The sequence below is a fragment of the Anaerococcus rubeinfantis genome (genome assembly GCF_001487145.1).
GTDB lineage: Bacteria > Bacillota > Clostridia > Tissierellales > Peptoniphilaceae > Anaerococcus > Anaerococcus rubeinfantis.
Genome location: NZ_LN913015.1, coordinates 87,844 through 109,229 on the forward strand (window position 1 = coordinate 87,844; position 21,386 = coordinate 109,229).

25 protein-coding genes and 1 pseudogene are annotated in these 21,386 nt (G+C 29.7%); 2 read left to right on the forward strand and 24 right to left on the reverse strand.

Annotated elements, in window-relative coordinates:
* Positions 1–51: 51 nt before the first annotated feature.
* The 11 genes and pseudogenes from BN3265_RS00450 to BN3265_RS00495 all read right to left on the reverse strand — a co-directional run bounded on the left by BN3265_RS00450 (position 52) and on the right by BN3265_RS00495 (position 9,389).
* Positions 52–1,230, reverse strand: coding sequence for a MalY/PatB family protein (locus BN3265_RS00450; protein WP_058989632.1), 1,179 nt, complete (start codon positions 1,228–1,230; stop codon positions 52–54).
* Positions 1,231–2,184, reverse strand: coding sequence for a 1-aminocyclopropane-1-carboxylate deaminase/D-cysteine desulfhydrase (locus BN3265_RS00455; RefSeq protein WP_058989633.1), 954 nt, complete (start codon positions 2,182–2,184; stop codon positions 1,231–1,233). It abuts the gene before it with no gap.
* A pseudogene (locus BN3265_RS09710) lies at positions 2,177–2,347 on the reverse strand (cation:dicarboxylate symporter family transporter); the annotation flags it as partial. The gene BN3265_RS00455 and the pseudogene BN3265_RS09710, both read right to left, overlap by 8 nt.
* 302 nt (positions 2,348–2,649) lie before the next feature.
* The gene (gene gpmA, locus BN3265_RS00460; protein ID WP_058989634.1) at positions 2,650–3,339 is read right to left on the reverse strand and encodes a 2,3-diphosphoglycerate-dependent phosphoglycerate mutase; all 690 of its coding nucleotides are present in this window, start codon (positions 3,337–3,339) and stop codon (positions 2,650–2,652) included.
* On the reverse strand, positions 3,339–4,388 hold the full coding sequence (gene mreB, locus BN3265_RS00465) for a rod shape-determining protein (RefSeq protein WP_058989635.1): 1,050 nt from the start codon (positions 4,386–4,388) through the stop codon (positions 3,339–3,341). Before mreB ends, gpmA begins: the two co-directional genes overlap by 1 nt.
* An 8-nt stretch (positions 4,389–4,396) precedes the next feature.
* The gene (gene metK / locus BN3265_RS00470; protein WP_058989636.1) at positions 4,397–5,566 is read right to left on the reverse strand and encodes a methionine adenosyltransferase; all 1,170 of its coding nucleotides are present in this window, start codon (positions 5,564–5,566) and stop codon (positions 4,397–4,399) included.
* Positions 5,567–5,604: 38 nt separating this feature from the next.
* Positions 5,605–6,081, reverse strand: coding sequence for a 2-C-methyl-D-erythritol 2,4-cyclodiphosphate synthase (gene ispF / locus BN3265_RS00475; RefSeq protein WP_058989637.1), 477 nt, complete (start codon positions 6,079–6,081; stop codon positions 5,605–5,607).
* A 1-nt stretch (position 6,082) separates the two neighbouring features.
* A complete protein-coding gene (gene ispD, locus BN3265_RS00480; RefSeq protein WP_058989638.1) occupies positions 6,083–6,772 on the reverse strand; it encodes a 2-C-methyl-D-erythritol 4-phosphate cytidylyltransferase in 690 nt (229 codons plus the stop codon).
* 1 nt (position 6,773) lies between these two features.
* Positions 6,774–7,874 carry a PIN/TRAM domain-containing protein gene (locus BN3265_RS00485; protein ID WP_058989639.1) on the reverse strand — a complete coding sequence of 367 codons (1,101 nt, stop codon included), beginning with the start codon at positions 7,872–7,874 and terminating at the stop codon, positions 6,774–6,776.
* A gap of 15 nt (positions 7,875–7,889) precedes the next feature.
* A complete protein-coding gene (locus tag BN3265_RS00490; protein WP_058989640.1) occupies positions 7,890–8,369 on the reverse strand; it encodes a CarD family transcriptional regulator in 480 nt (159 codons plus the stop codon).
* An 81-nt stretch (positions 8,370–8,450) separates the two neighbouring features.
* On the reverse strand, positions 8,451–9,389 hold the full coding sequence (locus tag BN3265_RS00495; protein WP_058989641.1) for a diacylglycerol/lipid kinase family protein: 939 nt from the start codon (positions 9,387–9,389) through the stop codon (positions 8,451–8,453).
* 166 nt (positions 9,390–9,555) lie between these two features.
* Here BN3265_RS00495 and BN3265_RS00500 point away from each other — a divergent pair, with 166 nt between their 5' ends.
* Positions 9,556–10,104, forward strand: coding sequence for an energy-coupled thiamine transporter ThiT (locus BN3265_RS00500; protein ID WP_058989642.1), 549 nt, complete (start codon positions 9,556–9,558; stop codon positions 10,102–10,104).
* A gap of 181 nt (positions 10,105–10,285) precedes the next feature.
* Here the strand turns inward: BN3265_RS00500 and BN3265_RS00505 are convergent, their stop codons facing one another.
* From BN3265_RS00505 to BN3265_RS00550, 10 genes are all read right to left on the reverse strand, one after another.
* Positions 10,286–11,212, reverse strand: coding sequence for a type I phosphomannose isomerase catalytic subunit (locus BN3265_RS00505; RefSeq protein ID WP_058989643.1), 927 nt, complete (start codon positions 11,210–11,212; stop codon positions 10,286–10,288).
* Between the two features lie 65 nt (positions 11,213–11,277).
* Entirely contained in the window at positions 11,278–12,090 is an 813-nt protein-coding gene (locus tag BN3265_RS00510; protein WP_058989644.1) for a hypothetical protein, read from the reverse strand.
* Positions 12,083–12,772, reverse strand: coding sequence for an ABC transporter ATP-binding protein (locus BN3265_RS00515; protein WP_058989645.1), 690 nt, complete (start codon positions 12,770–12,772; stop codon positions 12,083–12,085). Before BN3265_RS00515 ends, BN3265_RS00510 begins: the two co-directional genes overlap by 8 nt.
* A complete protein-coding gene (locus tag BN3265_RS00520; protein ID WP_058989646.1) occupies positions 12,772–13,131 on the reverse strand; it encodes a GntR family transcriptional regulator in 360 nt (119 codons plus the stop codon). Before BN3265_RS00520 ends, BN3265_RS00515 begins: the two co-directional genes overlap by 1 nt.
* Entirely contained in the window at positions 13,132–13,395 is a 264-nt protein-coding gene (locus tag BN3265_RS00525) for a glycine zipper domain-containing protein (RefSeq protein ID WP_058989647.1), read from the reverse strand.
* 497 nt (positions 13,396–13,892) lie between these two features.
* Complete coding sequence (locus tag BN3265_RS00530) at positions 13,893–14,966, reverse strand: DUF4097 family beta strand repeat-containing protein (protein ID WP_058989648.1); 1,074 nt, start codon at positions 14,964–14,966, stop codon at positions 13,893–13,895.
* Positions 14,959–15,315, reverse strand: a complete 357-nt coding sequence (locus tag BN3265_RS00535) for a DUF2089 domain-containing protein (RefSeq protein ID WP_058989649.1) — start codon at positions 15,313–15,315, stop codon at positions 14,959–14,961. Before BN3265_RS00535 ends, BN3265_RS00530 begins: the two co-directional genes overlap by 8 nt.
* 200 nt (positions 15,316–15,515) lie before the next feature.
* Positions 15,516–16,208, reverse strand: coding sequence for a hypothetical protein (locus tag BN3265_RS00540; RefSeq protein ID WP_058989650.1), 693 nt, complete (start codon positions 16,206–16,208; stop codon positions 15,516–15,518).
* A complete protein-coding gene (locus BN3265_RS00545; protein WP_058989651.1) occupies positions 16,205–17,212 on the reverse strand; it encodes an LTA glycolipid anchor biosynthesis glycosyltransferase, IagA/BgsA family in 1,008 nt (335 codons plus the stop codon). The genes BN3265_RS00540 and BN3265_RS00545 overlap by 4 nt, the downstream gene beginning before the upstream one ends.
* The gene (locus tag BN3265_RS00550) at positions 17,193–18,350 is read right to left on the reverse strand and encodes a glycosyltransferase (protein ID WP_058989652.1); all 1,158 of its coding nucleotides are present in this window, start codon (positions 18,348–18,350) and stop codon (positions 17,193–17,195) included. The genes BN3265_RS00545 and BN3265_RS00550 overlap by 20 nt, the downstream gene beginning before the upstream one ends.
* Positions 18,351–18,492: 142 nt before the next feature.
* Here BN3265_RS00550 and BN3265_RS00555 point away from each other — a divergent pair, with 142 nt between their 5' ends.
* Positions 18,493–18,864: an SdpI family protein gene (locus tag BN3265_RS00555; protein WP_058989653.1), complete on the forward strand. Its 372-nt coding sequence runs from the start codon at positions 18,493–18,495 to the stop codon at positions 18,862–18,864.
* Between the two features lie 322 nt (positions 18,865–19,186).
* Here BN3265_RS00555 and sdaAA read toward each other — a convergent pair whose 3' ends face one another.
* The 3 genes from sdaAA to BN3265_RS00570 are packed head-to-tail and all read right to left on the reverse strand — an operon-like array spanning position 19,187 to position 21,375.
* On the reverse strand, positions 19,187–20,068 hold the full coding sequence (gene sdaAA, locus BN3265_RS00560) for an L-serine ammonia-lyase, iron-sulfur-dependent, subunit alpha (protein ID WP_058989654.1): 882 nt from the start codon (positions 20,066–20,068) through the stop codon (positions 19,187–19,189).
* 3 nt (positions 20,069–20,071) lie between these two features.
* A complete protein-coding gene (gene sdaAB, locus BN3265_RS00565; protein WP_058989655.1) occupies positions 20,072–20,728 on the reverse strand; it encodes an L-serine ammonia-lyase, iron-sulfur-dependent subunit beta in 657 nt (218 codons plus the stop codon).
* Entirely contained in the window at positions 20,728–21,375 is a 648-nt protein-coding gene (locus tag BN3265_RS00570) for an HAD family hydrolase (RefSeq protein WP_058989656.1), read from the reverse strand. Before BN3265_RS00570 ends, sdaAB begins: the two co-directional genes overlap by 1 nt.
* Positions 21,376–21,386: the final 11 nt, after the last annotated feature.

Genomic DNA, 21,386 nt, shown 5'->3' on the forward strand with positions numbered 1-21,386 from the left:
AGTCCAAAAAAGAACTTGATACATTTTCCAGTATTTTTACATAATATCCTATTAGATCAAAGCTTTATCTTTCAATTTTTCTTCTAACCTATCTAAATTTTCTTTTAGCTTTTCTTTAGGTAGGCCTAGGTTAATTCTTATATAATATTCTGATTCTTTTCCATAATCAAGGCCGTCTGCTGCCAAAAATTTTGCTTCGTGGATTAATTTTATGAAATCATCGTGGCTTATTTCTAGGTCTTTATAGCTAAGCCAGGCCAAAAATGATGATTCTAGATTAGCAAGTTTGAAGCCTTTTTTATCTTTAAAGAAATCTTTTAATAAGTTATAATTTTCCATTATAACTTTTTTCATTTCTTCTTTCCAAGCTTCTGCCTTTTCAAAGGCTGCTTTTGTCGCTACCATGCCCAATACATTTGCTCTTTCTATTCCTCTTGATAGGTTTGTTTGGACAAATTTATCGTATAAGTCTTTATTTTCAATTATTATGTTTGAGCATTGAAGACCTGCTATGTTATAAGTTTTTGATGCTGCATGGCAAATTATTGAATTATCTTTTCCATCTACTAAATTTCCGTAACAAACATGTTCATATCCATCATGTATTACATCTGAGTGTATTTCATCGCTTACAACTATAAGATTGTTTTCTTTTGCTATTTTTGCAATTTTTTCTAATTCTTCTCTTGTCCAAACTCTTGAACCTGGATTGTGAGGATTTGATAGTAAAATTAGTTTTGCTTTTTCATCTTTTGCTAATTCTTCTAATTTGTTAAAATCAATTTTATAGTTTCCATCCTCATCAATAAGTTTGCAGGTTGATAATTTTCTGTTTTGCATCTCAACAACTTCATAAAATGGTGGATATACTGGTGTAAATATTATTACTTTTTCATTTTCTTTTGTATATGATGCAACTGCTGTTGATAGGGCTGTTACAATTCCAGGAACTGTTACTATGGCCTCTCTTTTTGGTTCGTAATTATAATTTTTCTTATAATAGGCTAAGCACACATCTAGGTAGTCTTCTGTTATTCTAGAATATCCAAGCACATGGCTGTCTACATATTTTTTTATTTCTTCTCCTATTTCATCAGCAAGCTTAAAGTCCATATCAGCTGTTGTCATAGGAACAACATCTGATTTTTCATCTAAACCTACGCTTTTTAAACATTGGTATTTGCTTGCTTCTTCTATAAGTCTATTGTAAGTATCTTTGAAATTATACATCTATTTTTCCTTTACTATTTCTTTTGCCATATCTCTCATCTCTTTTGTCCATCCAAAAATTCCTCCTGTATGGATAAATAAATGATTGGCGTTTTTGTCGAACTTGTTTTCAATATTAGAAATAAATCCTTCAAATGCTTTTCCTGTATAACAAGGATCAAATAATATTCCTGTTTTTCTTGCTATATCTAGATAAAATTCTATATCTTCTTTTCTAAATTTAGCATAGCCAGGTCCTATAAATTTGTCATTTATATAGATTTTTGAAGTATCAATTTCATCTTCGCTATCTTTTAAAATTTCTTTTACTTTTTTTATAAAGAATTCTTCACTGTTATTTACAGATATGCCATGAATTTGCTTTTTACCAGCTGATAATTTTTCATTAGCATGATAAATCCCTGCATATGTTCCAGCTGAACCAATTGCAAAAGTAATTGTATCAAACTTTATATTATTTTCATTTTCGTAAGTCAAAATCTCTTTGTATTGGTCAAAATATCCTTTTGATCCAAGATAATTGGATCCTCCCATAGGAATTGTATATGGTTTTTTTCCTATTTCCAAAAGCTTAGCTTTAATTTCCTTTATTGATTCTTCTACATTATTTGTAAATATAATTTTTGCTCCAAAGGCCTTATCCAAAAACAAATTGCCTTCAAATTCTTTTTCTTCGCCTTCTAGTACTAAATAACAATCTAGTCCATACATAGCAGAAACTGCGGCGGTAGCCCTGGCATGATTTGATTGAACTCCTCCACTTGTAATTAAAACATCACATTTTTTATCTATCGCATCATATACTAAATATTCCAATTTTCTTATTTTGTTTCCAGAAACTTCTAAACCAGAAAAATCATCTCTTTTTATATAAATATTTGTCCCATAATAATCAGACAAAGTATCTATTTTATAAATTGGTGTTGGAAAGTTTCCTATTTTCAATTTATTCATTTTTTAATTCACCTTTTTCTATCCAATCTTTTCCTTCAACTATTCTTGCAACCATCATAGATGCTATTGCATCTCCAGATGCATTTAACATTGTCGCTCCTGCATCTACCAAAAATCCTATAGTAGCTATTATTGGAAATGCCTCTTGAGGAAAACCAAATAATGAATATAGAAATAAATACTAATGAAACTATTATTGTAAATATTAGGTTTAAAATATATCTTCTAATAGCTTTAAACTTTACGTTTTCTCCTTAAAAATAATCCCGATTATCAATAATGCAATTATTTCTATCAATTTAAAAAATCGGAAGATTATCTTTTTCTACTATTTTAATACTCCATTATAATATTTCGCTATTAACAGTATAGCAACATTTAATATTATTGTAAAATAACAAGACACCATATATTATATAAATATTTACACAAAAAAATCAGGGACTCGCCCTGATTTTTATTTTTTTATAAATAATATTTTTTGATTACATTTAGATTATCATCTAATTCGTAAACTAGTGGTTGTCCTGTTGGAATTTCTAAATCCATTATGTCGTCATCTGAAATTTTTTCTAGATGTTTTGCCATAGCTCTTAGTGAGTTTCCGTGTGCTGCTACCAAAACTGTTTTTCCATCAATTAAGTCTTTTGCAATATTGTCTGTATAAAATGGAAGACATCTTTCGAGTGTTACTTTTAAATTTTCTGCAACTGGGATTATATCTTTTGGATATTCTTTAAATCTATCCTCACTTGCTTGTGCATTTGCTTCTTCTTCTGATAGAGCTGGTGGAAGTGTATCGTATGATCTTCTCCAAATATGAACTTGTTCATCTCCGTATTTTTCTGCTGTTTCTTTTTTGTTTAATCCTTGTAGTGCTCCATAGTGACGTTCATTTAATCTCCAAGATTTTACAACTGGAACATACATTTGGTCAGAATATTCAAGGGCAAAGTTACAAGTTTTGATTGCTCTTTTTAAAATTGAAGTATAAGCTATATCAAATTTGATTCCTGCTTCTTTGATTTTTCTTCCAGCTTCTTTTGCTTCTTCAACTCCCTTGTCTGATAAATTTACATCTACCCATCCTGTAAATTTATTGGCAAGATTCCATTCACTTTGTCCATGTCTTACGAAAACTAGTTTTTTTGTCATTATCTTCTCCTCATTTTTTCCTTTTTTTCAAGCTGTTTTTGCTTGGCTTTCATTGACTCGTTCTTTTCTTCATCAATATTGTCAATCCAAGTAAGGGCGTTTGCTGTTCCCTTGATTACACATTCTCTTGGATCTTCTGCAATTTTTACATCGATTTGAAGTCTTTCATTGATCCTTTTTGCAAGACCCAATGTTAAGGCTCCACCGCCTGTTAAAAATATACCCCTTTCGTACAAATCTGCAGCTAATTCCGGTGGAGTTTGCTCTAAAACATTTTTTACCCCATTTATAATTTTATCAATAGATGGAAGCAAGCATGAATAAATTTCTCCGACTGGAAGATATATTTTTGAAGGAAGTCCATCGTCAATAAGTCTTCCGACAACTTCGATTGAATCTGTATAATCAGCTTCTTGGGCTTTTATTTTTATCATTTCTGCACTAGCATCGCCTATAAGCATTCTATATCTTTTTCTTATATGGTCTTTTATATTATTGTCAAAAGTATCTCCAGAAATTTCTATAGAGTCACTTGTTACAATTTGTCCCATAGAAACAACAGCAATATCAGAAGTTCCTCCTCCAATATCTATAACCATATTTCCTTTTTCATCTGTAATATCTATATCAGCTCCAATTGCTGCTGCAAGAGGCTCATCAATTAAATAAACTCTGTGAGCTCCTGCGTTTTCTGCAGCTTGAAGGACTGCTCTTTTTTCAATTTGAGTAGCCTTACTTGGAACACAAATCAAAAGATCTGGCTTGAACAAGGACCTATCTAAAGATTTTTTCAAAAAATATTTTAGCATTTCTTCTGTTGCATTAAAATCTGCAATAACTCCATCTTTTAAAGGCTTTAAGGCAATTACATTTCCTGGAGTTCTTCCCAAAATTTTCTTTGCATCTTTTCCAACTGAAAGGATTTTTCCAGTAAGAGTATCTTTGGCTATAACTGAAGGTTCTTCTAGGCAAATTCCCTTATCTTCTACAAAAACTAGGACTGATGCTGTTCCCAAATCTATTGCGACACTTTTTCTAAACCTTGACATGGACTCTCCTATTTATTTTTTAACTTGTCAACTTGGTCTAATTTTTCCCAAGTAAAATCTTCATCATTTCTTCCAAAGTGTCCGTAAGCTGCAGTTTTTTTGAAAATTGGTCTTTGTAAATCTAATTTATCAATTATTGCTTGAGGTCTAAAGTCAAAAACTTCCTTTACAATTTCTGCAAGTTTTTCATCTTCATATTTTCCTGTTCCAAAACTATCTACGTAAATTGATAGAGGTTTTGCAACTCCGATTGCATAAGCTACACCAATTTCACATTTTTTGCAAAGACCTGCTGCCACCATATTTTTGGCTGCATATCTTGCCATGTAAGCTGCTGATCTATCAACTTTTGTGGCATCTTTTCCGGAAAATGCTCCACCACCAGATTTTGAATATCCACCGTAAGCGTCTACAATTATTTTTCTTCCTGTAAGTCCAGAATCCCCTTTTGGTCCACCAACTACAAATTTTCCTGTTGGATTTATATAAAATTTAGTATCATCGTCGATGTATTTTGGATCAATAACTTCCTTGATTACTTTTTCAATTATATCTTTTTTGATTTGTTCAAGGCTTACATCTTCTGAGTGTTGGGTTGAAATAACTACAGAATCTACTCTTTTCAACTCTCCATCATCATATTCAACTGTAACTTGACTTTTTCCATCTGGTCTTAAATAATCTAGAATTTTTTCTTTTCTTACATAAGTTAATCTTTGTGCAAGTTTTTGAGCATAAACAACTGATAAAGGAAGATATTCTTCGGTTTCGTCATCTGCATAACCAAAAACCATTCCTTGGTCTCCTGCTCCGATTTTGTCATACTTATCATTTGTAGATTTAAAATCCATTGAGTCGTTTACACCTTGAGCTATATCAGGAGATTGTTCAATCAAAGAAGTTAAAACTGCTACGTTTTGATAATCAAATCCTAATTTTGGATCATCATAACCAATTTCTCTTATTGTATCTCTTGCTATGCTTTCTATTGGTGCGTAAGCTTTTGTTGAAATTTCTCCAACAACTAGAACAAGACCTGTTGTTGTTACACATTCACAAGCTACTCTTGAATTTTTATCTTGTTTTAAACATTCATCTAAAATCGCATCGGAAATTTGGTCGCAAATCTTATCTGGATGTCCTTCTGTTACTGATTCTGAGGTAAATAATTTTTTCATTTTTTAATCCTTTCTACAATTTAAATTATAAATTTAATTTAATCGATCTTTTCTAATAAAACCACAGCTCTTGCTTCAATTCCCTCTCCTCGTCCTGTAAAAGAAAGTTTTTCTGAAGTTGAAGCCTTGATTGATACATTTTCCGGGTCTGTTTTTAAATGTTTTGCCAATTTCTTTTGAATTTCTTCTCTTTTTGGTGAAATTTTTGGAAGTTCACAAATAATTACCGTATCTAAGTTTCCAATTTTATAGGATTTTTCTTCCATTAATTCTACGACCCTATCTAGAAGTTTGATTGAATAAATATCCTTAAACTCATTGTCAGTGTCTGGAAATAAATTTCCAATATCAGGAAGGTTTAGGGCTCCCAAAATTGCATCCATTATGGCATGAACCAAAACATCTGCATCTGAATGGCCCAAAAGTCCTTTTTCATATTGAAATTCTACTCCACCCAAAATTAGTTTTCGATTATAAACTAATTTGTGAACATCATATCCTATTCCAATTCTCATTTTAATCCTCTAAAAAACCTCTAGCAAATATCAAATCTTCTGGTGTAGTCATTTTTATATTTGAATATTCGCCTTCGACTACCTTTATTTTTTCTTTACTAAATATTTCAAAAAGCTGGCTATCATCTGTTATTGTAAAACTACTTTGTGTATATTTTTGGTAAAAATCCAAAATCATATCCTTGTCAAAAGCTTGAGGAGTTTGAACATTATAAACTTCTTTTCTAAGTGGTGTTGTTTTTACCATTAAATTTTCGTCTACGATTTTCACCGTGTCTTTTGATTTTACTGCACTTATTACAGCCTTATACTCTTTCAAATTTTCTATTACTTTTTCAAATAATTCCTTGCTTGCAAAAGGTCTTACCCCATCGTGGGTTAAGACCAAGCTTGAATTTTTATCTACAGCTTTTAGGCCCTCGTAGGTTGAAAGTTCTCTTGTTTCTTTTCCAAAAACATAGGATATTTTCTTTTCATATTTTTTTAAAATATCTTTCAAATAATTTTCGTCTTCTTTTCTTATTACTACAATTATTTGGTCAATTTTTTCAAGAGTCACTATTGTATCAAGGCTAATTTCTAGAATTTTCCTGCCCATAATTTCTATGTAGGGTTTGGCCTTGTCAGATTTCATCCTAAGTCCGTTGCCCGCTGCCGTAATCACTGCAGATATTTTTTTACCATCTATCATATTATTCCTTTGCTTTTACAAATATCATTTTTCCAGCCGATGTTTGTAAAACACTGGTTACTGTTGTATTAATTTTCTTTCCAATCAAATCTTTTCCATCTTCCACAACAACCATAGTTCCATCTTCAAGATATCCAACTCCTTGGTTTCTTGATTTTCCTTCTTTTATAACTTCAATTTCCATTATCTCTCCAGGTAAAACCTTGGTTTTCATTGCATTTGCCAAATCATTTATATTTAAAACTGTAATTCCTTGAACATCTGCAACCTTATTTAGGTTATAGTCATTGGTAAAAATTTTTGCTCCACTTTCTTGGGCAAATTTCAAAAGTTTTGAATCAACTTCTTTTATTTCTGGAAAATCTTTTGAACTAATTTCAAGATTTATATCCTTATTTTTTTTAATCTCTTTTACAACATCAAGCCCACGTCTGCCCCTTTCTCTTTTCAAATCATCGGGACTATCGGCTATGTGTTGGAGTTCTTCTAGGACAAATTCTGGTATTATAAGTTTTCCTTCAATAAAATTTATCTTTATAATATCCAAAATTCTTCCATCGATTAAAACTGATGTGTCGATTAATTTTAAGGAAGTATCTTTTGAAATTTCTTTTTTATTTTCTCTTCTGTTTGATATTTTTACTTCTTTTACTTTTTGGAATATTTGAGGGTATTTGTCTGGATATTTTGATGCAATTCTCCAACCCAAAAGTCCAAAGCCCAAATAAATAATAATGGATAATAGCACAAAAATCGAATTACCAACTACTGGTAACGACAAAGAGCTTAATGGTTTGGTTGCAAGAAAGGCTAAAATTAAACCTACAATTACCCCGCTTATTCCAACTGCCACACTAAGAGGCGGTAAGTCCTCCAAATATTTTTCTAATTTCATAAATACATCTTCCATCATTTTATAAATAAAACCTGATAGAAAATAAAATATGCCTGCAAATACTAAAGCTATTAGAACATTAAGTGTAATGAAAAAAACAGAACTATCTATTGTAAAATCCACAACAGATAGTACCAATTTTAATACAGAAATGCCTAGAATAGCTCCGATTACAGAAAACATAATTCGAAATATTCTATTTAACATTATCTTCTCCTATTTTTATAGTCCGATTGATTCATCAATCATTTTCTCAGCCTCATCTTTTTCAAGAGAGCCTGACATGACTAGCTCACTAGCCATAATTCTTCTCGCCCTATTCAAGAGCTTTTTTTCCGTTGTTGAAAGTCCCTTGTCATCGTCCAAAGCAACAAGGTCTCTAACCATAACTGCAATTTTGAAAATATCTCCAGTTTTTAAAATTTCTTGATTTTCCCTGTATCTTAGGTTCCAATTTGAATTTAAATCTTCTGGGTCTTCTTCTAAAATTGCAAGTATTTCTTCCCCTTCTTTTTTTGATATAACATCCCTAATATTCATTTTATTGATATTTGCTTTTGGAATTGATATATCCATGTTACCTATAGGCATTTTGAGTATAAAATATTCTTTTTCCTCGCCTAAAAATTCTTTGGTTTGTACAGAATCTATTATCCCAGCGCCGTGCATAGGATAAACTATTTTATCACCGATTTTAAACATTTTGACCTCCTAGGTTCTCTCTATTATTATAACCTTTTTTGGTCAAATAGTAAAATCAAATAATTTTACAGTATACTACCTCTATATTCTTTTGTCAATTAATTTTTTGTTAGAAATCAACTCCTTGCTATCTTTTGAAAATCCAGTCCTGAGTTTAACTGCCCTGTTTAAAACTTTGACTTCACTTTTTTTGTAAGATCCGCCAAAATCTCCGTCCAAAGTCCAATCAATTTTTTCATCACTTTCAACTTTAAAAACAGATCCTGACCTAAAAATTATATTGTCATTTTCTTTTTTGCTTCTAAGTCCATCTATAATTTGGTTTAATTCGATAAGGCCTTTTGGTTTTTTTATCAAAACAGCTTCAAAAACTCCATCATCAAGGCCGATATTTTTATTATAAAAATTATTAAAGCCCCCAACTGAAACAGAATTTGTCGCCATAAAATGGATAAATTCTCCTTCAAAAACTTCATCATCAATTTTTATTTTCGCCTTGTAGGATTTTAAATTTGATACAGTTTTTACTCCTTCTAGAATATAGGCAAATCTTCCAAAAATATTTTTCATTGATTGGTCAGTTTCATAGGAAACTTGGGCGATTGATCCGAAGGCTGCAACGTAGGTGAAAAATTTAGAATTAAATTGCCCCACATCCACATCCATGACCTCGCCTTTAATCGCGTACTTGGTTGATTTTTTTATATCGGAAGGAATTTTTAATGATCTTGCAAAATCATTAGTCGATCCTGTTGGAATGTATCCAATTATTGAATTTTCTTTTGCTTTTAATAAACCCGATACAACCTCATCCAAGGTTCCATCGCCTCCACTTACCAAAATTTCATCATAATCCTTGGCAAATTCTTTGACCTTTTCTCTGGCATCATTTGCTTTTTGAGTTGCATAAACTGTAGGAAAATAAGAATTTTTGCTAAAATATTCGACAATCGAGCTTAAATGATTTCCTATAGTCCTTTGCCCACTCATTGGATTATATATATATAATATTTTTTTCATTTTATCCCTCAATTTTGTAAATAATATATCTACATTTTACTAACTTTTCTTCATTTTTAAAGTATTCTTTGGTCATATTATTTTATATTGTTTTCATTTTATTTCTTAACGTGATATACTTAAAATTGTTATTATATAAAATATAACAGAAAAAAAGGAGTAAAATATGGAGAAAAATAATACGAGATTTATAGTTGAAGGAGGAGTTTCAATCGCCCTTTCCTTTATACTTTCATTTGTGGTTTTATTTAAAATGCCACTTGGTGGTTCAGTAACTCTTGCATCAAGACTTCCAATCGTGATTTTTGCAATAAGATGGGGAGTAAAAAAGGGAATTTTGGCAGCAGCAGTTTTAGGAATTTTGAATATGATTTTTGGTGGATATGTAATTCATCCTGCCCAAGCTATTTTGGATTATATCCTATCCTATTCAGCAATTGCCCTTGCAGGTATTTCTTTTGGAGAAAGCAAAAGCAAATTTTCTTATATCCCTTCAATAATAATTTCTTATTTAGTAAGTGGAGCTTTCAATGTTATTAGTGCTTTTATCTTTTTCAATGATATGGCTACAGCAAGCGCTGCAGGATTTAATAATTTTACCTTGTATGCTTTCGCATATAACTATTCATTCTTATCAGTAGATGCTTTAATTTTGATAGTGGTATTCTTATTAATTTTTGATAGGTTAAAAGCTTATTTAAATAAACAAAATTAAAAGACCGTTTTGCATTCAAACTGTTGAAATTTTTCTTAATAAAATTATAATTTATTTAGTAAAAACAAAACCCATCTCGAGCGAAAGTCGAGAGATCTCAAGAGATTTCTAGGCTCACTAATTTTCTCGAAATGGGTTTATTTTTGTCAAAGTCTTAGGCCATAAAAAGGTCTTTTTCAAATCATTTTGAACTTGATTCTACAATTTCTAAATTTCCTTTAAATGAGTAGGTTTTGGCGTAATTTGTGATTATAAAAAAATCTCCTTTTTTTATTGGATATTTTTCATCATCTACTATGATTTCCCCACAGCCTTTTATTACACTTTCTAAAATATAAGGATCTTTTCTTTCAAATGAAATTTCTTTTTCTACATTTATTTTTTTCACTGTAAAATACTCATTTTTATACAAAATTTCTGTATTTTTCCCTAAATTTTCGTGGATTTTTTCTGTATCAAGACACTTTAAGGCTTTTTTTGATTTTTCTAGGTGTAAATCTCTCTTATTTCCATTTTTATCTTTTCTATCATAATCATAAAGTCTGTAGGTTATATCTGATGCTTGTTGGATTTCTAAAATCAGACTTCCTTTTTTTATGGCATGAACCATACCAGCTGGGACTTTAAAAAAATCTCCTTTTTTTGAATCTTCAACTTTTAATAAATCTTCCCATTTTTCCTTATCTATTAAATCAAGGGCTTTGTTTTTGTCCTTTGTTTTTAGGCCGTAAATTATTTTTGCTTGATTTTCATTTAAAATATACCAGCACTCGCTTTTGCCATAGGAATTTTCTTTTTTTGCCATTTCATCATCCGGATGAACTTGGATTGATAAATCATCATTTGCATCTATTAATTTTATCAAAAGAGGAAAATTTTCTTTTTTTTCATTTCCAAAAAGATCTTTGTGGTTTTGGTACAAAAAATCTAAATTTTCTCCCTTATATTTTCCGTTTAAAATTTTTGATGGAAAATCTTTCATAGCAGAAATAGCCCAATATTCTCCTATATTTTCTGATTCAAATTGGTAGGGAAACTCTTTTTTTAGCCTAGCTCCTCCCCAAATTTTTTCTACAAATTCTCCTTTTAAAAATAATATTTTTTCCATAAGTCACCTCTTTTTCATTATACTAAGAAAAAAATAAAGCCCAAGGATAAAGCTTGGGCCTTTTTCTATGCTACTGTTAGTTTGTTTTTGTGGAAGAAATTTGTGAAAAATATTTGTACCACTGATACTAATATGTTTAAAATAGTACCTAGTCCCATCACTCTTGTCAATTCCTCTACAGTTTCCACATTGCTTAAATAGAAACCAGTTTGTATTTGGCTTGAGCTTTTTGATACATCTATTGAGAATGTTTCTAAAAATTTCACTCCAAATGTTAGGCCTAAAATTGAAATTACTATTGTTATCAAAATAAAGACTACAACCGGTCCGAATTTTCCTAAATCTTTGAAAGTTTTGCTTGATCCAATGCTTATTGACGCCAAAATTCTTGTAAGTGTTGCAAGAAGGGAAATTAAAAGCGTAATAATAAACACAATTATAGTTTTTGATGGGACTTGGCCTAAAAGTGTTTTTATTTGCTCAAATATTTGGCTTATGTCCTCTCCTCTTGCTCCTGTTGTAACGAAAAAGAATCCGAAAAATTCTATCAAAAATACAAGGCCTGCAAGTAAGGCAATAATCATTATATTTAAAATTCTTGATGTGGTTATATCTTTTGATTTTACAGGAAGGACATCATAAAAGGCAGCTTCTTCGCCATAAAACTTTTTATAATCATTTAATATTACTATTATCATAGAAATAGCAAAGGATGAATACATAACAAGCATCGAAAGAACTGTTATAAAATCCATAAAGGCTGAGTCTAAATATGAATTTACATAATTTAATACGACTGATAAAATTAAAGGAATTACCATCCAAGGAAAGATATCCCTAATATTTTCTTTTAATTGGTGTTTTAATAATTTAGCCATTGAAAACCTCCTCGAAATATTCTTCAACTCCCATCTTGTGTTTTTCTCTCAAATCATCAATATTTTCTTCCAAAATAATTTTTCCGTCTGATATAAAAATAACCTTATCCAAAAGTCTTTCGATTTGGCTAATCAAATGAGTTGAAACAATCATAAGACCATCAGAATCAAAATTATCAATTATAACATCCATAATTTTTTTCCTACTAGCAGGATCAATTCCACTCATAGGCTCATCCAAAAGATATAGATCGGACTTTCTTGAAAGAGAAAGAGCAATTTGAACCTTATCTTTCATTCCTTTTGACATATTTTTTATTTTCATATTCATATCAAGTTTGAAATCTCTAATTATTTTTTCAAATTTTTCCTTGGAAAAATCTTCAAAAAATTCGCCATATAAATTTGAAATTTTTGTTAAATCATATGATTTGTCCAAAGGAAGGTGGTCTGGTTGGTAGGATACAAAAGATTTTGTAATATAATTTGGATCTTCTCCACCAATTTTTACCTCACCCTTATAATTTTTTTCAAGACCAGAAAGAATCCTAAGTAGGGTTGTTTTTCCCGATCCATTCGGTCCCAAAAGTCCAACAATTTCACCTTTTTTTAGTGACAAATTCATCTTATCTATAACAATTTTATTTTTATAAGATATAGTCAAATTTTTAATCTCTAACATTAGTCCACCTCCCAAAATTTATCAAGACCATCAAGAGCATCTTCTTTTGAAATTTTTAAATTTTTTGCATTGTTTATAAAATCTTCACAAATTATTTCAAAAGCATTTTTTGATAAAGATTTGATCAAATCCTCATCATCCGTTACAAACCTTCCAGCTGTCCTTTGGCTTTTACAAAGACCTTCTCGCTCAAGCTCAGCCAAAGCCCTTTGGACAGTATTTGGATTAACCTCATAAAGCTTCGCCAAATTTCTTACAGAATCAATTTTTTCGCCAGCTTTCCAAATTCCACTTGAAATTTTCGACTTAAAATCTTCCAAAATTTGAAGATAAATAGGTCTATCATTATCAAATTCCATTTAAGCCTCCTTTTTTTCAATCGCTTGGCCAATAGTTAAACCTAAAAGCATTCCAATAGAAATCCAATATCCCATATCATCGAAAAGACTTCCAAAAGCTGCTCCAAAAACTATTCCAAGCCCTATTCCTTCTGCCAAATAATTTCCATCATTTTTTAAATTTTTTTCTTTTTCATTTTTATAGTTTTTGTCCAATTTTTTTATCAAAAAAATTAAAGAAATTCCTAATAAAATTATTGGAAAAATTATTTTTAAAATTTTCATATTCTCCCTTTTTGTATTTCTGTATTATTGTACCACTTCCTTAATACAATAATATTATAACCCCTCTTTTTATTTTTGTAAAGACTTTTTTTAAAATTTTAAAAATCCTTGATTTTAAAAGCTTTTAGATGATTTTTAAATAAAAAAATTTAAAAAATTATAATTTTTACCTAAATTTTACAAATAATTTCAAATTATTAAACAAAACTTTCCTATTATTTACTTGAAAGAAAAAACAAAAAATATCACCAAACATTTTGGTGCTCTTCCTTATTAATTGTGTTTTTCTTTTGGAAATATTTGATTTAATCCCTCAATTACAAATATTTCATATTTAATCTTGCATTGATTCAGGATTGCAAGATTGAATGAAGTGTAAACTTCTCTTAATACAAATAGCCTTTTGCAAAGAATTTTTTCAAAAGCCTCTTTTTTGTAGAATCTCCACTTAAAAAAGGTCTTAGGATTTCTCCTAAGACCTTTTTGTTTTTATTATTTTATCTAAGACTTACTCTACCAAATGCTGATTTTATATCTAAATCTAGATCTGACTCTTCTGGATCGGTTGAAACTTGATAGCCGTCTTTTGTTTGCAATTTATTTTTAAATTTTTCTGCAATTGAATAAGATGATGACTTAATCAAAGCTTTTATGTTTTTGTTAAATTCATTTGTATCAATAACTACTGATCCAAATTGAGTTGCCATATTTAATTGTTTTGCATCAATAATTTTGAAAATTCTGATTGATCCAGCCTTTGAAGCTAGGTCTACATTTTCCATATTCAATCCATCAATTCTTATAGATCCATTTACAACTTCTACGTTTGCATTTTCACCTGAAACATTTGTAAGATAAACTGATCCATTTACATTTGAAACTTCAAGATTTCCATTGGTATTTCTAATTTCAATTTTTCCATTTGTATTTTTTAGGTCAATGTTTCCTGCTGTATTTATAAGGGTAAATCTTGCATTAGTTGATTCAATATTATTTTCCTTAAAATCAACATCACAAATTTCAACTTGACCATTTATAATATTTACATCAAGTTTGTCGTAAATATTTTTACCCAAATATAATTTTACATTTGCACTCGCATCCAAAGACCTATAATTTTCATTTACATTAATAATAAGTTTATCTTCAACAACGGCAATATTTAGATAATCATTTTTTTGGTCTTCCTTGTTTTTGAAAAATACTTTCTCTTCAATCATGATGTGATTTTCTTGAGCTCTTTGAATATCCAAAGATCCATTTATAAGATTTATTTCAATTTCATTGATATCATCATCAATTTTTGTTTGATTTTCAGCTTTTTGAGAGTTTATGTGGTAAATATTTGGAATATTTACACTATCAAGGTCTAAATCAAAGTCAAAATTTGAAATAGTTTCGCTAGTTTTTTTCATAACTTTTTCAAAAGAAGTTGATAATTTGTCGATAAAACTTTCTTCGTTGTTTTTTGCCTTATCTTTTCCAACAGCTTCCAAAAGATCGCTTGCTTGATCAACAGTAATCTTTCCTTCTTTTAACATATCTAAAATCATTTTCTTTTCTTCATTCATCTTTTAGCTCCTTTAAAAGTTCACTTGCTTGGTCCGGAGTAATTTCTCCACTATTGACCATGTTCAAAATATCTATTCTAGATTCTTGCTTATCTATTTTTCCACCAAGTTTTTTTACAAGCTTGTCAATTCTATTTCTAACAGTCGGGTAAGATATTCCCAAACTTTCACCAACGTCTTTTATACTTCCACGCTTTTGTAAAAAAAGTTCAATAAATTCCAAGTCTTCAACATCAAGCCTTTGGAATTTTCCCATTTCAAATTCTCCACTAACTTCAGTTAAACATGAATTACATTTATAAGATGTGATGACCAAGTCACCACCACAATTAGGACATTTATTAATCAAAACCCGCCTCCTTTATAAAATAAGTATACCACCCTTTTAATTTTTGTAAAGTCATTTTTTAATATTTTTAATATTTTAATTGTAAATCTTAATTAAATTAATATTTTGTTTTAATTAAATAGTTTTGAAAATTGATTTTTTAAATTTCCCCAATAAAAAAGACAAAAGAAATTCTTTTGTCAAAATTTATATAATATTTTTTAAACCAAGTCTTTTGCCCAGTGGCTTTTTAGGCTTCTTAATATCCAAATAATTGTGTTTATAACTATAGAAAGATTAAAGGTGAAATTTAGTAAAACTATAATTTTGTATAAATTGTCGTTTTTTATAAATTTAAAAGGATTTAAAAATGAAATTAGGGCAAATATTAAAAACACTCCCATCCATTTTATAGCCGTTTTTACATTTTCCTTGTAATCTAGGAAAACAAAATGTCTATTTTTGTATCTTTTTATAAAATTATCTCTTTTTTTCTTATAAATTTCCCTATCTTGTCTTTCATTTTTTATAAGAGCAGCATAATAAAAAATCATATCATCATAAGTTGATGAATATTTTCTTAAAGTCATGCATTCTTCTTTAGAATAATCAAGGTCAATTATTTTTTTTGTAATGTTTGCCTTTGATTTATAGGAAATTCTTTCTTCTCTTAATTTTTTTAAATTTTCAATATTTTTTTCATTTTGAATTTTTGATAGAGTTTCATCTTCATATTGGATTATTTTCTTTCTAATAATAAAATAAAAGCCTAATAAAATTAAAAATACTAGAATTTGCCCTGCAAATACCAAAATAAAATTACTTGTATTCAAATTTGTAATAAATAGCATTACAAAACTTGGCAACAAAATTATTATTATGGCAAATATTAAAAATTTTATAATACTTCTCATTTTTCTTCTCCTTTTAAAAGGTCCTCGTAATATTTTTTTAGAATTTTACCAACATTTTCTATAGATTTTTCTTGGGCTATTTTGTAGCTCTCGTTTTTTAAAGAAGGTAAGCTTTTTTCTAAAATTGATTTTATTTTTTGGTAAAATTCTTTCCCGTCTTTCGCCTTGTAAATTTCTTTTCCATCTTCTAAATTTTCATAAATTTCTATATCCCTGATTATTATATCAGCCTTAGTTGAAAGGGCCTCAAGCAAAACTATACCCTCTGTTTCTTCAAAGGTTGGAAATATATATAAATCTGAACCTGAATAGGCTTCTCTTAATGATTCTTGATCAACATATCCTGGAAAATGTAAATTTTTTAAATCTGTTTGGACAGCTTTTTTAATTTTTTCTGGAACAAGCCTTAAGTTTAATTCTCCAAACCAAACAAATTCATATTGGGGAAGTTTTTTGGCAAGATTCACAAAATCCAAAATTCCCTTTCTTTCAATAAAAAGACCCACAGAAATAATAGATTTTTTATTTTTATCAAGCCCATATCTTTGGTAAAAATTTTCCCTATCTTCTTTTTTTTCCTTCCAAAAATCAAGGTCAATTCCATTAGATACAACTTTAATTTCTCTTCCAATTTGATATGATTCTAAAATATTTTTAGAATATTCAGTTGGAGTAAGGATTAAATCTCCTTTTTTATAGCAATAAATAAGCCATTTTTTAAAAAGTGGTGCAAGTTGGTTTGATAAAATAAAAGAATTTTCAAAATCTTCCTTAGTAGAATGGGCATGGTAGACAATTTTTTTCCCTTCTTTTTTTGCCTTGGTCGCAAAGGATGCGGATTTTGGAAAAACTGTATTAATGTGACAAATATCATAATCATCATTTGGATCTAAAGTATAGGAAACCCCAGCAAGGTCTAGGGCTTTTTTTTGGTGGTCAATTGCCTTGCCAACACCAGATTCTTTTACAGTTTCATAATCTTCGTTATATATAAGAATTTTCATTTATCCTACCCTTTTTTATTGCTTCTTCATAAAGATTTACGCAATTTTCTCCAAAAGAATCAATAGAAAAATTCTCAAGAGCATAAGCTCTTGCATTTTTTGAAAGCTCTTCTCTTTTTTTTCTGTCAGAAAAAATAATTTCTAAATCTTTTTTAAAATCATAAAAATCTTCATATTGGTAGCCGTTAAAATCATTAATTATTACATCATTTAAGCACAGGTCTTTCCTACAAATTGCCAAAGTCCCGTTGCTCATAGCCTCATAATAAGTAAGCCCTTGAGTTTCAGACTGACTTGCAGAAACAAAAGCATCCGCCATCCTGTAATAATTATTTACTTCCTTGGGCCTGACCATACCTGTAAAATGAATTTTTTTACCAGTTTTCTTGCCATAAGATTTTAGATTTTTCAAATAAGGACCACCGCCAACAAGGATAAATTTTAGTTTTTCCATATCAAGCCTGTTGTAAAAATCTATCAGTTCCTCAATATTTTTCTCCTCAGCGAGTCTTCCCAAATACAAAATAATTTTATCATTTTCATCAAAGCCATAATAATCTCTTAATTTATATTTATCATCAAGTTTTTCTGGCATTTCAATTCCAGTTGGAATTATTTTTATTTTTTCATCTTCAATATCATAAGATTTTAAAATTTCCATAGTTTTTTTGCTAGGTCCAATTATCATATCAACCCTATCAGCAATCGCCTTAGAAAAAACAGAAATTACTTTTTTGCCAACTTTTTTTGATGGAGAAAAATAATGAGTATAATCTTCATAAATTGTATGATAGGTGTGGATTAAGGGACAAGATGCTTTTTTGGCAATTTTTGTCGCCATCATAAAAGTAGAAAATTCACATTGAGAATGAACAATATCTGGTTTCCAATTTTTTATTTCCTTTATATATTTATTTCTTAAAGTTGCAGAAATTCTTGCCTCAGGATAAATTTTTCCAGCACCAAGACTTCCTATATAATAAACATTTCCTTTTTTATAACTTTCAGTAGAATTTGAAAGAGTCAAAACCCTCACATCAAATCCATTTTTTTCAAGATATGATTTTAAATTTAAAATTGATCTTACTACACCATTTACGACAGGATAATACCAGTCAGATGTAATTAAAATTTTCACACAATCACCTCTTTTGCTAACTTAACTTTCTTTATTATAAACCTAAAAAGTCTACTAATATTGTATGCAAAAAGTAAATATTTTTCAATTTATGTCAATTGGGGTATATTTTATCTAAGCTATTAAAAGAAAGGGTGATAATTTGGGAAATTTAATAGTTGGTGATGTACTTTTATTATTCTTTTCAATTTATGTAGGAATATTTTTCAAAAAATTTCACACAGACTATCCAAAAATGAGAGTAGGTTTTCACATTTGGGAAGTTTGTTACAATAAAGAATGCTGGGAATACGGAAATAATTTTGCAGGAAATCTTTCAATAATTCTTGGAATAATTTTATTTGGTATAATTTATCCCATAATTTTATATTTCAAAATAAAAAGAAATATATGCGTAATCCTTCTAATTCTTTTTACCATCCTTTATTTTATCCTTTTATTTACAATTTTAAGATATCATATGAGAAAAAAATTTAATTTAAAAGATGAAAAAGATGATGAAGATAAAAAATAAAGCTATTTTACTTTTGTAAAATAGCCAAGAATGTCGACAAACTCAATTTACACACATTTCGAGCGAACGTAGTGAGTCGAGAAATCTCATGAGATCTCTCCATGCGTTCGTTTCACTCACACTAAAACACGTTTGTTTTACAAACTTTTTCGTGTTATCACACTTGTTTTAGGGATGATTGTGCCAAATCAAGGCACAATCATCTAATCGAGATGGGTCAGAGATTAATTTAATTCTAATTACTAATTATTTTTTATAATTAGACTTTGTCTACGCTCTGAGCTATTTACTTTTGTAAAATAGCTTTTTATTTTTAAAAAATTTAATCTTCTTCTTTATCTATATATTTTCTTTTTAATCTTATAGCTGATGGGCAAGCTGCAACTCCACCTTCGCCTGTTTCTCTTAGGCTTGCTGGAAGAGCATCTCCAACTTCTTTTAAAGCTTCTACCGCTTCATCAAATGTTACCAAAACTTTTACTCCTGCAATAGCCATATCAGCTGCAGAAAGTGCGTTTATAACTCCTGATGCATTTCTAATATTGCAAGGAAATTCTACCATTCCTCCGATTGGATCGCACACAAGACCCATGATTGATAAAAGTGCAATTGAAGCTGCATCTTCCATAACGTCAATATCACATCCTCTTAAATAACAAATTGCCGCTGCACACATGGCTGCTGCAGAACCACACTCAGCTTGGCATCCGCCCTCAGCTCCCGCAAAAGTTGCATTGTCAGCAATAATTTGTCCAAATTCTGTAGCAACAAGCATGGCTTTTATCAATTCTTCATCAGAATAACCATATTTTTCGCGCATAGCCATTAAACTTGCTGGAACAATTCCTGCAGATCCTGCTGTTGGGCTTGCTACGATTTTTCCCATTGAAGCATTAACTTCTGATGTAGAAAAAGCCATAGCCATAGCCTTTGTTGGCAAATCTCCCATTATTGTATCTTCTGATAGAAAATAATTGTTCATTGATTTTGCATTTCCACCAGTCATTTTTGTCATTGACATTAATTTTTTATCGAGTGCTTTTTGTGAAGAATCTTTCATAACATCAAGAGATTTTTGTAATAAGGCAAAAACTTCTTCTTTTGATTTTTTTGTAAGTTCCATTTCATCTTCAAGAGCAAGCTCCCAAACTTCCTTGTTTTCTTCTTTTAATCTATTTTTAATATATTCCATTGTTGTTTTCATAAATTACCCCAAATATTTTATAAAGTCAAAATTCTTTCCAGCTTCAATTTCCTTGTAAACTTCTTCTTCCAAATCTTGGTCTAATTCTACAATTAGCATAATTGTGTTGCCCTTGTTTATAGTTTTCATATTTTTAATATTATAATTGTGGTCAAACAAAACATTTGAAATAAAAGCTATCATCCCTTTTTGTTCAGGATAGGTGCAAATAATTGTAGGATTTTTTCCGTTATATTCTACTTCATTATCCATTATTTGATTTACCATTATATTTCCACCACCAATTGAAGATCCTCTCAATTTAAAATCGTGGCCGTCTGGATAGTGAAGAACAATTTTTACTGTATTTGGATGAACATCTCCCATATCTTGTGGAATAAAATTATAAGAAATTCCCGCTTCATCTGCTATTTTAAATGAATCTCTCAATCTTTCATCTTCTGGACCAAAGCCCAAAATTCCTCCGACCAAAGCCCTATCTGTTCCGTGACCTTGATAAGTTTTTTCAAATGATCCGTGCAAATAAAAATCTACTTTTGTAAATCCTTCTCCACCCAAATCTCTTGCGATTTTTGCAATTCTGTTTGCTCCTGCAGTGTGGGATGATGATGGGCCAATCATTACAGGCCCAATAATATCAAATACTGATAAATTTGCCATTATACTCTCCTTATTTTTGAAATTTCTTCTGGACTATCTATTATAAGATTTGGCTTTAAATTTTCAAGAATTTTTCTTTCCCTAAAACCCCAAGCACACCCTACAGTAAATACTCCCGCATTTTTACCGCACTTCATGTCGACTTCGCTATCTCCAAAATAAAAAATATCCGAATAATCGACTCCAAATCTTTCTTTTATTATATACATACCCTCAGGTGAAGGCTTTCTTTCTACATCTTCTCTGTATCCTAAAATAAAATCAAAATAGCCTTCTCCAAAAATCTCCCCTATAACTTTTTTGCAAGTAGAATCTGGTTTGTTTGAAAAAGCAACCAAAATTTCGCCTCTATTTTTAATTTTTTCAAGCTCTTCTACTATTCCATCGTAGGGTCTTGTAAGATAAGTTGGATTGTCATCGTATCTTTTGTTATAAAAATTTAAAATTTTTTCTCTTTTTTGAGATTTTTCAAATCCAATATAATCAAGAGTTTTTTCAATCAAAACTTTTGGGCCGTTTCCTACAAATTCCCTAATTTTTTCTGTGGGAACTTGGCTAAGACCAAATTTTTTTAAAGTTTGGTTTATATTATATGATATGGAATCAATTGTATATAAAAGAGTTCCATCTATATCAAAAATATACATTTATATTCTCC